This is a genomic window from Peribacillus sp. NPDC096448 (genome assembly GCF_044762675.1).
Lineage (GTDB): Bacteria > Bacillota > Bacilli > Bacillales > DSM-1321 > Peribacillus > Peribacillus frigoritolerans_B.
Genome location: NZ_JBIWEU010000012.1, coordinates 1 through 12,697, shown reverse-complemented (window position 1 = coordinate 12,697; position 12,697 = coordinate 1). Strand labels below are relative to the sequence as shown.

General features: G+C 36.0%; 9 protein-coding genes and 1 pseudogene. 7 read left to right on the top strand and 3 right to left on the bottom strand.

From position 1 onward, the window contains the following. Positions 1 to 296: 296 nt before the first annotated feature. The 3 genes and pseudogenes from ACIQ0C_RS19435 to ACIQ0C_RS19425 form a co-directional block, all read right to left on the bottom strand. Positions 297 to 1,400 carry a serine hydrolase domain-containing protein gene (locus ACIQ0C_RS19435; RefSeq protein WP_403062931.1) on the bottom strand — a complete coding sequence of 368 codons (1,104 nt, stop codon included), beginning with the start codon at positions 1,398 to 1,400 and terminating at the stop codon, positions 297 to 299. Positions 1,401 to 1,916: 516 nt separating this feature from the next. Beyond that, positions 1,917 to 2,282 (bottom strand): hypothetical protein, encoded by a 366-nt coding sequence (locus tag ACIQ0C_RS19430; protein WP_403062928.1) that lies wholly within the window; start codon positions 2,280 to 2,282, stop codon positions 1,917 to 1,919. 193 nt (positions 2,283 to 2,475) lie between these two features. Next, positions 2,476 to 3,658 (bottom strand): annotated as a pseudogene (locus tag ACIQ0C_RS19425) (serine hydrolase domain-containing protein). 852 nt (positions 3,659 to 4,510) lie between these two features. Here ACIQ0C_RS19425 and ACIQ0C_RS19420 point away from each other — a divergent pair. The 7 genes from ACIQ0C_RS19420 (at position 4,511) to ACIQ0C_RS19390 (ending at position 12,385) form a co-directional block, all read left to right on the top strand. Further along, positions 4,511 to 5,089, top strand: a complete 579-nt coding sequence (locus tag ACIQ0C_RS19420; RefSeq protein ID WP_403062926.1) for a sensor domain-containing protein — start codon at positions 4,511 to 4,513, stop codon at positions 5,087 to 5,089. A gap of 94 nt (positions 5,090 to 5,183) precedes the next feature. Beyond that, positions 5,184 to 6,971, top strand: coding sequence for a response regulator (locus ACIQ0C_RS19415; protein ID WP_403062923.1), 1,788 nt, complete (start codon positions 5,184 to 5,186; stop codon positions 6,969 to 6,971). 429 nt (positions 6,972 to 7,400) lie between these two features. Beyond that, a complete protein-coding gene (locus tag ACIQ0C_RS19410) occupies positions 7,401 to 8,750 on the top strand; it encodes an erythromycin esterase family protein (RefSeq protein WP_403062920.1) in 1,350 nt (449 codons plus the stop codon). Positions 8,751 to 9,326: 576 nt separating this feature from the next. Continuing rightward, a complete protein-coding gene (locus tag ACIQ0C_RS19405; RefSeq protein ID WP_264741251.1) occupies positions 9,327 to 9,476 on the top strand; it encodes a hypothetical protein in 150 nt (49 codons plus the stop codon). Between the two features lie 239 nt (positions 9,477 to 9,715). Continuing rightward, complete coding sequence (locus tag ACIQ0C_RS19400) at positions 9,716 to 9,895, top strand: DUF6440 family protein (RefSeq protein ID WP_403062916.1); 180 nt, start codon at positions 9,716 to 9,718, stop codon at positions 9,893 to 9,895. A gap of 330 nt (positions 9,896 to 10,225) precedes the next feature. Next, the gene (locus tag ACIQ0C_RS19395) at positions 10,226 to 10,621 is read left to right on the top strand and encodes a GNAT family N-acetyltransferase (RefSeq protein ID WP_403063266.1); all 396 of its coding nucleotides are present in this window, start codon (positions 10,226 to 10,228) and stop codon (positions 10,619 to 10,621) included. 450 nt (positions 10,622 to 11,071) lie between these two features. Further along, the gene (locus ACIQ0C_RS19390) at positions 11,072 to 12,385 is read left to right on the top strand and encodes an HAD family hydrolase (RefSeq protein ID WP_403062913.1); all 1,314 of its coding nucleotides are present in this window, start codon (positions 11,072 to 11,074) and stop codon (positions 12,383 to 12,385) included. Positions 12,386 to 12,697: the final 312 nt, after the last annotated feature.

The following is a 12,697-nucleotide window of genomic DNA, read 5'->3' as shown; positions in this document are numbered from 1 at the left end:
TTAAAATTCTCTTAAGTTGATAGCGATGGGTGCTCCCCCACACTCATCAATTAAAGAAAGAAAAAGGAAAAAAATGAACTGACATCTCAAAGTGACTACCTGTAGAGAAACAAAATTTCGTTTAGGGGATACTTCAAGACCCTAGTTTTATGGCGACGTGGCGGGACCTCATGCCTATCAACTTAAGAACTTGCTTTATTCAAAAAAATATTTTAGAGTAAGTTGTTTTTTGAACCAGAAAGGCATATTTTTAACTATAAAAACTATGACAAAATTTATCCGGTTTTCCTTTTTGCCTACTTGCTAAATTCAGCAAGTAAAATATTTTTAAAAGGATCAGAACCACCATTAGCTTTATGGCCATTCAAATTGATGGCCAATGTATGCTTGCCTCCAAGTGTGCCACCAGCAAAAGTAGAAAACCCTGGAACACCGCCTGCGTGTCCCCATATCGAGACGTGGTTTGGAAGCTTAGTTTCATAGATTCCAAGACCATATCCATCGATCCCTTCCATTCCAGTAGGAACCGTAGTAAGCATTTGTTTTAGTTGCTGTTCCTTCAGTAATTTGCCACTGAGTAAGTAAGAGAAGAATTTGTTTAAGTCGTCAGCAGTAGAAATCAAATCTCCATCCGAGCTACCTGGGTTAGAATAAGTAACGTCTTTTAGCTCACTTTCTCCGTCATATCTTTCATATCCACGGGCATGCATGGTACCTGGAATAACCGTTGAATTGCCAGGCAGGAATGTATTCGACAATTCAAGCGGTTCAATAATCCGATTTTCAACCTCTTCCGCATAGCTGTTTCCAGTCACTTTTTCAATAAGGATCCCCAGTACTACGTATCCTGTGTTTGAATAAGACCAGCCCTTTCCTGGAGCAAAGTCTGGGGGAAGAGAAACCCCCATCTTTACGAATTCTTCAGCTGTATACGATTTTTTTGTATCTTTAATATCAAAGTCTTTTGACTTTATGTAGTCAGCGATACCACTTGTGTGATTCAATATCTGCCGGATAGTAATCTGGTTACTATCATATCCGTTTCCTTGAATGACACCAGGCAACCATTTTTCAATGGAGTCGTCTAGATTCAAGCGGTTCTCTCCAGCTAATTGAAGTAGCACTGTTGCAATGAATGTCTTCGTCGTACTGCCAATGCGAAAGCGAAAATCTGTTTTCATCGGCTTCTTGGTTCTCAGATCCGCTATGCCAGCGGCATAACTCCACGTTTTTCCACCCTTATGAATTTTAGCAAGTATTCCAGGGTATCCAAGTTGTAGTGTATCCCGCATTGCTTGCTTAACAGAAGTACGATCTCGTTGGGTACTTGTTTGTAACGAACTAGATACATTTTGAGTGGGCTCTGCTTTTACAGATGTAATCTGACAATGCTTTTTCATAAAGATATTCCTCTCCTCTATTCATATTTTATCGGTAGTTATTTGCTGTTTTATACTAGTCACACAGCTTTCATCTTAACCAAAGACAAATGGACAAAAGTGGATTTGCAATTATCTTACTCAGTATTATTTTCACAAACGCTATTGTGTCCTAACAAACGGTAAATTCCTCTTTTTCCACATGTATGTTAATCCTAGAAATTACTTCTTTTCCTTAAAACACTCTTGTTACTGGTTTGTTTTTCATAAATAGGTCATACCTGTTTCCCCTTTCATGCCTCTTTATATTTTTATCATACACAATGAAAATCTCCCCTCCTCATTTATTGTTAATGCGTTAAAAACTGCTCCTTGATTCTAAGTGTTTTTCTGTCACATACGGTAGTGTCAAAATGTCATGGTTTTTATGACATAGCTATTAATCCAGCCGTATCCCACTCAATTTTTGCTGTTCTTTATAAATATGACAAAAGTTTACTATCGACTATGACTCGCCTCTTGCTGAATGTAAAAATATTATGCTCTAGGAGTTCGCCTCCCTACTTCAATAAAATAATCATGGTTACCTTGTTGTGGGGATAAAAACCGTTGATTAACTTCTTGTTTCTTTACAGTGAATGATTCTTGAACACTCTTTGTACCTAGTTTATATTTGTCCTTATTTTCATCATCATATCGAAATACTACATCTTCAGTTTTTGTTGAAAATGATGTAGTCAGCTGTCCAGAAAAAAACTCTGAAAACTTGATGGTTTCATTATATTTCTCTGTAGACAGTACATTATTTGATGTATCTGCATAGCTACATATCGGTAAACTAATTGATGTAGCAATAACACCAGCTGACAATAAAACTGCTAAACTTTGTTTCTTTTTTTTCATGTTTTTTTCTCCTTTGTTGTTACATCCTTCATTAGACAGAATGTTTGCATTTTTCGAAAAGTGGTACCACCACACATCAAATTAAGAACTTGCTTTTCCAAAAAATTTTTTAGAGTAAGTTGTTTTTTGAACCAGAAAGGTATATTTTTAACTATAAAAACTATGACAAAATTTATCCGGTTTTCCTTTTTGCCTACTTGCTAAATTCAGCAAGTAAAATATTTTTAAATGGATCAGGACTGTCAGTTTTAAGGCTGTTCAAATTGACGGCCAATGTATGCTTGCCTCCAAGTGTGCCACCAGCAAAAGTGGTAAACCCTAGAACGCCACCTTTGTGTCCCCATATCGAGACACTGTTTGGAAGCTTAGTTTCATAGATTCCAAGACCATATCCGGTTCCTTCTCTTCCTGTAGGAACTGTAGTAAGCATTTGTTTTAGTTGCTGTTCCTTCAATAATTTACCACTGAGTAAGTAAGAGAAGAATTTGTTTAAATCGTCAGCAGTAGAAATCATATCTCCATCCGAGCTACCTGGGTTAATATAAGTAACGTCTTTTAGCTCACTTGCTCCGTCTAGTTGGAAATAGCCACGGGCATGCTTGGTGCCTGGAATCACGCTTGAATTGCCAGGTAGGAATGTATTTGACAAATCAAGCGGTTCAATAATCCGATTTTCAACCTCTTCCGCATAGCTGTTTCCAGTTACTTTTTCAATAAGGATCCCCAGTACTACGTATCCTGTGTTTGAATAAGACCACCCCTTTCCTGGGGCAAAGTCTGGGGGAAGAGAAATCCCCATCTTTACGAATTCTTCAGCCGTATACGATTTTTTTGTATCCATAATATCAAAGTCTTTTGAATTTACATAGTCAGCGATACCACTTGTATGATTCAATATCTGCCGGATAGTAATCTGGTTACCATCATATCCGTTTCCTTGAATGACACCAGGCAACCATTTTTCAATGGAGTCGTCTAGATTCAAGCGGTTCTCTCCAGATAATTGAAGTAGAACTGTTGCAATGAATGTCTTCGTCACACTGCCAATGCGAAAGCGAAAATCTGTTTTCATCGGTTTCTTGGTTCTCAGATCCGCTATCCCAGCAGCATAACTCCACGTTTTTCCACCCTTATGAATTTTAGCAAGTACCCCAGGATATCCAAGTTGTAGTGTATCCCGCATTGCTTGCTTAACAGAAGTACGATCTCGTTGGGTACTTGTTTGTAACGAACTAGATACATTTTGAGTGGGCTCTGCTTTTACAATTGAGGTTGGTGTTGTATATAACAGAGAACTTCCAGTCATTAAAAGGACTAAACATGTAGATGTAATCTGACAATGCTTTTTCATAAAGATATTCTTCTCCTCTATTCATATTTTATCGGTAGTTATTTGCTGTTTTATACTAGTCACACAGCTTTCATCTTAACCAAAGACAAAAGGGCAAGAGTGGATTTGCAATTATCTTACTCATTATTATTTTCACAAACGCTATTGTGTCCTAACAAACGGTAAATTCCTCTTTTTCCACATGTATGTTAATCCTAGAAATTACTTCTTTTCCTTAAAATACTCTTGTTACTGGTTTGTTTTTCTTGGTCATACCTGTTTCCCCTTTCACGCCTCTTTATATTTTTATCATACACAATGAAAATCTCCCCTCCTCATTTATTGTTAATGCGTTAAAAAATGCTCTTTGATTCTAAGTGTTTTTCTGTCACATTCGGTAGTGTCAAATTGTCATGGTTTCTATGACATAGCTATTAATCCAGCCGTATCTCACTCAATTTTTGTTGTTCTTTATAAATAGGGGTTCTACCACATGCCCATCAAGTTAATATTTTTCAAGTCCCTCAAGATGAAAAACTAAGATGTTTCTAGAAAAAGAAACTTAAAATTTTCATTTTGGGTATTCATTCTTCTTAGCTTGATGGGCATGTGGCGGCGCCCCAATAAGAAAAAATTCGACTTGATTGAAAAACCATAAGCGGTCAATGTGATTTTATGTTCAAGTGTGTAATTTTCCATGTGAGTACTCCTTTTTCCAGGTTTATCTTCTCGGGATTGTTTTGTAGAGGATTAATAAAACCATCTTGTTTTTAACCAGGAGTAGGCTGTTCCCCCTTTTTGCATTATATAAAAGTGTCATATGACATTTTGACACTGGTAAGTTTGACGAAGTAAGCATTATGGTGGGGTTATTAAACAGAGAGGAGTGATGAACCTTATGAAATCAAGATTCATCCAAAATGGTTATTTTTTATTGCTAACTTTCGTTACAGGATTGTTTTATTTTTGTTTTTACCTTGTAGCTCTGCTACTCAGTTTTACCCTTTCATTTACAGTAGTTGGGATTCCACTAGTTATACGCGTACTACAGACTACCACAAGTTTTATACAATTCGAGCGCATACAAACGAAAATTTATGCTGATATTTCGACAGACTCTTACAATAGAAGTATCACAACGGATACATCGGACTGGGCTCAAGTGAAATTAGGGCTTACGAATCGTCACACCTGGTCTGCTGTCTTTTGGTTAATGCAGAAATTTGTTATTGGAATTTTCAGTCTCATTAGTGCAATCATTTTTTATGTAATGCCATTTATGTTTCTGTTGGCACCAATACTGTATCGATACATCGACATGAATATCCTTTTCATGCAGGTAGATACTTTTGCCAAGTCACTCATTGTAATGTCTATGGGTATAGTGTCTATCTTCATTAGTATTAAAATAGTAGATGGTTTGGCAAAAAAAATTGGAGGTTATACAAACAGTATGATTCGGCAGCTAAATCGATAGAAATTTTCAGGCTAATCTTAAAAGCTTAAAAATATAAGAAAGAATAATCTATAATATAGGAAATAAGAAGGAAGGCACTTAGGGGGTAAATTACTTGTTAGATATGGTTAAGTATTGGTTTTGGTATGATTGGATTATGTTTGGAATCCGTCTACTTGGTAGTGGGTCAATCATTTTAGCTACATTAAATTTTCAGGATGGTTTAACATTACCACTTTGGATTATTATTCTTTGGGAGGTTGTTGCCTTCTCTATTCCATGGGTAGCCTTACTGTTCAATTACAAATACTACTTATTCACAGAAATACTGCTATATGGCGGACTATGTATATATTTAACCTCTTTATTTCCAGAAGCTTACACCTCATTTCTTATATCGGTGTTTTTTATCGCAGCAAATAGTAAGCATTTGTCCTATTATTGGACAGCTCCAACAACAGTTTTTATAATAACTGGAATTTTCTATGCGGTTGCACCAAGTAATAGCTATTGGATTATGGTCACCTACTATGGACTCGTTTATGTAATGGGGTTCGCTTTTCATTTATTAATCGTCAATCATAAGCAAAATGAAGCGATTTGTAAACAAAACGTGGTACTTGAGCAGTATATGTCTCAGATCGAACGTATTACACTTGCAGAGGAACGAAGCAGGCTGTCTAGTGAGCTTCATGATACAGTTGGCCATGCTTATACTTCCATTATTTTGGGGATGGAAACACTGCGTACCGAGCTTGTTACCGAAATGGGTATACAGAGGCTAGATTCTCTGCTTGAAATGGGACGTAAAAGCATCGAGGACGTGAGAGGTTACCTACATCAAATGGAGTCTCCGTGTCAATCGCTTTCCTTGATTGAATCTCTACAAAATCTTGGAGCTGAATTTCAGGAGTACGCTCGGGTGAATGTAAGCTTTCGAGCATTCGGAGAGGAATACCAACTGTCTCGGCAAGCGAGGATAGCGTTCATTCGTTGCTTACAAGAGTCCCTTACGAATGCAGTACGTCATGGTCAGGGGAATGAAATTATAGTTTCATTGCATTTTGAACAACAATATACGAGGTTGGAAGTGCAAGATAATGGAAAGGGAAATGTAGAATGGCAGGAAGGCTTCGGTATTAATGCGATGAAAGAGCGGGCAATGAATTTGCAAGGTCAATTGTCTGTATATACAAAGCCAGATGAAGGAATGCTTGTTACATGTACCATACCTAGACAAACTGAAATAAAAGATGGACTTATCCGTTTGTTAATTGTCGACGACCAGCCATTTGTTCGGGAAAGTTTAAGTACACTACTCGACAAATATGAAGATTTAAATGTAGTCGGTTTGGCTGAAGATGGCGTTCAAGCTATCGACTTGTGCGGGCGCCTTCAACCCCACGTTGTACTTATGGATTTAGATATGCAGCACATGGATGGAGTCGAAGCAACCAAAAAGATTAAGCAACAATGGCCACATATCCGCGTATTGATTTTTACAACGTTTCAGGATACGGAACAGGCGTTGGACTCGCTTCGTAACGGTGCGGATGGTTTTTTACTTAAATCTGTTGAAACGTTGGAACTAGCTAATACGATCCGACTTATTCACAGAGGTGGGACACTGATTGATCAGGGAATGTCTCACAAAATATTTGAGAAGTTTGATGAGCAAAACGAGACACCACAATCAAAAGCAACTGCTTATGAGCTAACAGCCAGAGAGATAGAAATATTGCAGCTAGTAGCAAAGGGACTCCGATACACTACCATAGCTTCAAGGTTATATTTGTCGAATGGTACGGTCAGAAACTATGCTTCCGCGGCTTACATAAAGTTAGGAGTGCGTAACAAGGAAGAAGCCGTCCTTAAGGCTCTAGAAATCGGAATTATTGAATGAGAAAAATATTTGTTGTTTCTTTAGGATTAAGTGGGGTAGCACTACATCACAATCAATCTAAGAAAAGTAAATACCCTAAAACGAGAAATTGGCATCTCCAGGTGAAAATGTACAATTATTGTAATGTTCATTGCTTTCTCTGGAAAAAGAAGGTTTCTTTTCTAATTCAACTAAGGAGCGCGTTAGTTGAACAACAATAGAGGATGTTCAAAAATGATCGTCCTTTATTTCGCTAAATGGCAGATTAGTAGTTTAATTGTAAAGTTTCACAAATAGGTATTTTAATATTTGTGAATTGTTTCATTTTTTAAGAAATAAGTAAGAATAAAGATAGGAAAATGAAAGATTGAAGAGCTAATCTTTGTTTATAAACTATTGAGGATATGAATGATTCAAACATTTTTATCAAGATATTTTAAGGAGGAAGAGATGAATAAAAAAATTATTTTTGCAATCGCAACTGCTGCCTTTGCATTGACAAATTTTCTAGGCACTACTTATGCTAGTACAAAAACAGAGGTTTCAATAAATAATATAAGTGCACACGAAGGTATTAAAAATGACCTGAGGAATGTTAAATGGCTTGAAAAGCATTCAAAGGCTATTAAAACGACGATCCCTACTGATTCCATTCAAGATCTGAAACCTCTTAATGAAATGGTCGGTTCAGCATCGATTGTAGGTCTAGGTGAAGCAACTCATGGAGCCCATGAAATTTTTACAATGAAGCATCGAATTGTTAATTACTTAGTTTCAGAAAAAGGATTTTCAAATATAGTTTTAGAAGATAATTGGGATAATGCATTAATGCTTGATAAATATGTTCTTACGGGTAAGGGGGATCCAAGTAAATATCTAAATCCTGTCTTAAATACGAAAGAAATCGTAAACATGTTGAAATGGATAAAAAATTATAATGCAGATCCAAATCACAAAAAGAAAATACGTATCATTGGAATGGATATACAAACAGTAAATAAAGGTGTTTATGAAAAAATAAAAAGATATGTAAAGAAATATAGTCCTGACCTAGTTCCTAGTCTAGAAGAAAAGTTAAATGGACTTATGCTTGTTACAAAGGATCTTAACACGTTCAGTAGTCTACAAAAAGAAGAAAAAGAAAAATATATTTCAGATGGTAAGCAAATAAGTACGTTATTAGAGCAGAATAAAAGTAAATTAAATGGAAATTCAAAAGAATTTGCTTGGATTCAACAACATGCTCGAATTATCGAGCAGTTTACAACAATGACAACTGAAATGCTAGAGAACCCCTCTGAATTTTATTTGAAACACGATATAGCAATGTATGAAAATGCAAAATGGACAGAAGAACATTTAGGGAAAACAATTGTTTGGGCACATAATGGACATATTTCTAAAACGAATATGTTACCATTTGTGTATCCAAAAATGTCAGGTCAGCATCTAGTTGAACATTATGGAAAGAGGTATGTAACAATCGGAACGTCTGTCTATAAAGGGAAATATAACGTTTATAATACTAACGATGAGTATGGGCCTTATGGGGAATTGGACACAAAAGATTCAAACAGTTATAACTACACTTTAGGAAAAGTCAAAAAAGACCAATACCTTATTGACCTGCGTAAGGCAAACGGCTCGGTAAAAGCTTGGTTAAATGAACAACATCCAATATTTGCTGGTATTACAACTGTTGGACCTGGTATTCCATCTACAGTTGATATTAAGTTGGATCAAACCTTTGATATACTTGTACAAATCCAAAATGTAAGTCCGACTCAAATAAATAAATAATTATATAAGTTGTTTGAGATAAAACGTTTAATTTATAAATAATCCTTGGGAACGGAAAATGAAGTGAACCCACTCTTTTGGATACCAGTTCAAAAGACTACCCATTTTATTACAACAAAATAAAAAAGACCAATCAAGTGTACTGTTAACGGTTATAAATGAAGAAACTCAGCAAATGATAGAAATAGATTTTAAACCTTACTTTAAACAGATATTTAAAGAACACCTAACTAGATAGGTCTATTATTAATGATGGAAAATTAATTATCTTATGCAACTGATATGAACGAAACTGTCAACCCACAACACCCCAATGTTTTTAAATGGTGTTTCATTCAGCTATGAATAGAGTTATTCCTTGTTCAACTTATAAACCAAATATCCTTTCGGATTTAGCTTGTCAAGGGCGTACTTTCCCTTGATAAGCTAAATCGAAATGGATACAATTCTAAAAGTTGAACAAGGGGGCAGGTTAGCTTAAGAAGAAACCATTATGAGTCATTCGAATAAAGTGATAAATTAAGCACAAAATGAAAAGGGAAATGAATGCCGTAATATAAATTTAGGAGTGTAGGTATGGATAAAAACAAAGAGAAAACACCAAATGTATCAGGAAGTTTTCAAGTGATTGAAGATGACCGAAAAGAAACTATTGAGGAATTGAGAAAAGAAAACAAATTAGATGAAGAAACGGAATACTATGCGCGTATTTTTATGGAAGATTAGGCGTTTCTTACAACTAGCGGATTGACTTGAAGAGCTGGCTTCTATGGCCGGCTTTTTTTGTTATTAAATTAAAGGGGAAGGTTAGTTTACCAATTGTCATTACCTTTTTTCAACAATCTGGCTAAATTCTTGAGTAATAGCTTTAAATTGAGTAGCGTATATATATGTTGGGCTATCAAGAATTGTACTTAAATTAATGAATCACTTTAGCAATTATCGGGATAAGGGAGAGTGGGATAATGGATAGCAATCGTTTTGAAATTATTTATACTCAAGGAAAGCTAGAATTATTTAAGATTATTCGTGATAACCAGACCGGTGTTCTATACATGTTGAATCTTTCTGCTGCTGGAAGTGGATTAACCGTTATGGTTGATCAAGAAGGAAAACCATTGGTAGATGAGAATTTTAAAAAATAGTCGAGAATGAGTTAAAGTGTCCATTTGGTAAAGGCTTATTCCAGAATCGGGCACTTTTCCTTAGTAAGAAGGCGTCTTTTTGTATTGCACCAGATTCTAGAACAACACATTTTAGGGATTGGATTATGTTAAAGCTTAGAAGAGATTGTGAAGGCTCTACTTAAACTATAGGGTGCTTTACTTCCATAAGGGAGTTGCCTCAGCAGCTCTTTTTCTTATGAGTTAAAGGGGCTGGTTTGTGTAAGGGAATATGTGGAAATAATACAAATTATATGTTTATATTAAACTGTAAGATACAAAAATTCAAGGAGGTACTTCTATGGAAAGACTATACTTTATACAATAGAACCCCCTGAAAATTTTAAGCAATTACTAACCTTATATGAATCTTTAGGATGGAATTCACTTAAATTAACAGTTAATGATTTGAAACAAATGTGCAATCAAAGTTGGTATGCAATTTATGCTTTTGATGAACAACAGTTAGTGGGTATGGGACGTGTTATTTCAGATGGTGTGATTACTGGAATTGTATGTGGAGTGTGTGTACTACCGAGCTACCAGTCCGAAGGAATCGGCAAAGAAATGTTGAATCGAATAATTGAACATTGTGAGCAAAATCGAGTAATTCCTCAACTTATGTGTGTAGAAAGTTTGAAATCATATTATGAAACTTTTGGATTTGAGAAGTTTACCATTGGTATGACAAAGAATATAAATCGATAAATTTAATTTATTGTCTAATTAACGGATGTTTAGTTCATTAAGGAACCCAATAAAATATATGGTTATAATAAGAGTTGTTTTGTAACTCTTTTTTTGTATTACCATTTAATTGATAATAGGTTAATAAACATTTTGGAGGTAACTAATGAAAAATAAACAAGTTGATTGGTTTTTTTGTTGTCCGATGTTTGGAATTCTAGTACCTTACTAATGTTGTTCTTTTGTGACTTTTAAGCAAAACGGGCGCTTAATTGAATAAGGATCACAGAAATCCTTTTTTATAAAGTTACAATTGTTAAGAAAAGAACTGAACCACAAATAAATATTTGATTATTTTGAAAATTCGTGATAATATTTACGCATAAAAGAATCAATCGGCAATGGCGCCTGTTTCAATAGCTAATAACGAGCTATTGGGCAGGCGTCTTTTGCATTTTCAGGGGGGATAATATGAATAATAGAACCAAATTAAAAGCTTTATTTGGCATGATCGTTATTTGCTTGTTTTTGTATGCTTCCTTAGGAGAGGCTGCAAGCGGAAAAGCAGTTTCGACTCCGCAAAATAGGGAGGGCCATTGTATTCAAGTGTTGGATAAAGGGAAATGGGCTCCTGACACCTATAAGTCTGTTCAAAACCTAATTGATAAACATGGTGCTGGAAGTACAGGATACGATCCAAATCGAAAACCTTATGTTGTTTTTGATTGGGATCATACGAGCATCATGAATGATACGGAGGAGGCCCTCTTTCTTTATCAAATTGATCACTTGGCATATAACATGCAACCGGAAGAGTTTTATGAAGTGATCAAAAAGAATGTGCCGAATGGACCCTTTTCACACGAGTTTAAAAACCTTCAAGGAAATGCGGTCACTCTTAAGGAAATCGCCGATGATCTGAAGCGCGATTACGAATTTCTTTATTCCAACTATAATGGGATGAATGGAAAAGAGAGGTTAGAAACGCTTCATTCAACTGATCAATTTAAAGATTTTAAAGCGAAAATGTACTTTCTTTATGAAGCCATTGGGGAAACATACGGTGTTGAAATCGGATATCCATGGGTGCTTTATTTATTTGCCAACATGTCGACCGAAGAAGTTCAGCAGCTTGCAGAGGCTTCAAATGATTATAATTTAGGGGCGGAAATGGCATCGGTAACGCTTATAAGTCCTGGGTCAATGTTAGGAAAAGCCGGTTCTGTTCAAGTTACCTATACAACAGGACTGCGTCTGGCCTCGGAAATCGCAAACTTAATGCATACTTTTATGGAGAATGGGATTGACGTTTTTGTTATTTCGGCTTCGATGGAAGAGGTGGTGGAGGTATTTTCGTCAAATCCAAAATACGGCTACAACGTTCCAAAGGAAAATGTCTTTGGGATGAGATTAAAAAAGAAGGAAGGAATTACTCAAGCAGAATATGAAGACAATTGGCCGATCACTGCTCGAGAAGGTAAGGTGGAAGTGATCGAAACAGCCATCTCCAAAACGCGGGGCGGATACGGTCCGATATTCGTAGCGGGAGACAGCAGCACAGATTATGAAATGCTGACAATAAAGAATTTGAAACTCGGTTTAATTATCAACCGCCTCAAAACAGGTGATATCGGCAAGCTTGCGAAAACAGCCGCAGAACGGATGGGCAAAAACAACCCGAAATATGTTCTCCAAGGAAGAAATGAGAATACAGGCTTATGGATACCGACTGAATACACGATCAAGCTTGGGTCAAATGAAGAAAAATTGTTGACGAATCCATAAAAAGATTCGTCCAGGGAGATTCAGTCAACCTTCTATTGTTTCATGTATTGAAGGTTCACTTGCTTAGCAGAACAAGAAGTTGGTTCACCTCCAAGATTTTTACTGAAAAGGTAAACATAAAAGTTACTTCTTCTTATGCATCGGGGCAGCATTCCTGTAATAACTGAAAATGAGGTTTGAATGAAAAAAGACCTCTTGATAAGATGAATGTGTCCTAAGCTGGCCAGCTAAAAAGGACAAAAACATCTATCGGAGGCCTCACAATGAATTATAACCAAAATCATAAAATCACTCAAATTACTTCTGAAACCT